Annotated in this window: 1 protein-coding gene and 1 pseudogene; both read left to right on the top strand. The window is 59.7% G+C overall.

Annotation, left to right across the window (positions count from 1 at the left end):
• Positions 1–66: 66 nt before the first annotated feature.
• Complete coding sequence (locus D7231_RS35780; protein WP_242000098.1) at positions 67–648, top strand: hypothetical protein; 582 nt, start codon at positions 67–69, stop codon at positions 646–648.
• Positions 638–1,041 (top strand): annotated as a pseudogene (locus D7231_RS37230) (hypothetical protein); the annotation flags it as partial. The gene D7231_RS35780 and the pseudogene D7231_RS37230, both read left to right, overlap by 11 nt.

Genomic DNA, 1,041 nt, shown 5'->3' with positions numbered 1-1,041 from the left:
GGAAGAGTCGGCCAGTTGGCTTCGGCTGGGCCTCCGCCTGAGCGAGCGTTCTTCGGGACCGGACCCATGACCATTCCCCTGGGGGGGAAATACGAAGCCGGGAAGGAAGAGAACGCCAGCGAAGTCATTACGCGCGAAGACCTCAGCAACTTCGAGCATCTGCGGAAACTGCTAGCGGGCTTGAAGCTTGATTCCGGATACGAAGTGATTCCGCCATCGGGAATCGTGAATCTAAATCGCGATAACCTAGTGGTGGTCTGCGGCCCCCGCCTCTCTCCGATAATCGCCCAGATCCTGGAGGGTGACGATAATCTCCGATTCCGCAAAGATCGCGCTTGGCATTTGGTGGACCTGAAGGTCGGCAAGGAGTACCGGTCCCCCATGGACGAAGACGGGAGCGCGGCGGACTTCGGATACCTCGGACGGCTTCCCCGCCTGGATGGTCGAGGGACATTCCTCTACATCGCCGGTATCCACGCCATTGGCGCGAACGGCGTCGTACATTTCCTCGAAAACAACTTGGCGCAACTTTACCGTGAGGTGCGGACCCGGCGATTTTCTACTCTCATTTCCTGCCGCTACGACCCGAAGACTCTTGACGTTCTTGAGAGTCGCAGGGTGACCCCGCTCTATCTGCATGAAGGTTGATATGCGCGTCTCTCTCGCAACCCAAGCCGGGGGGAAGAACCCCAACGAGGACTGGGCCGCCGCCACTCCTTCGCTCGCCATCGTCCTGGATGGCCTCAGCACGGTGGGGCTGGAAACCGGGTGTCGCCACGGCGTCCCGTGGTACGTCGCTCACCTGGGTGGGCATTTGGTAGCGGCGCTTTCCGATCCAACTCGTTCCCTGGCGGAAGGCTTGTCCATGGCGCTCGCATCGGTTGCGCGGCTCCACCCCGAATGCGACTTGAATCATCCAGGAACCCCGTCTTCCACTGTATCGATCCTGCGGGAATCGGAGGATACTTACTCATATTTGGTTCTGGCTGACTCGCCTATCATCTTCGAGGGACGCCACGGGTTCCAAGCTGTAACGGACTT

Source organism: Streptomyces klenkii (genome assembly GCF_003626645.1).
GTDB classification, from domain to species: Bacteria; Actinomycetota; Actinomycetes; order Streptomycetales; family Streptomycetaceae; genus Streptomyces; species Streptomyces klenkii.
Note: the sequence above shows the minus strand (reverse complement) of the source record. Positions and strands in the feature narration are given on the sequence as shown.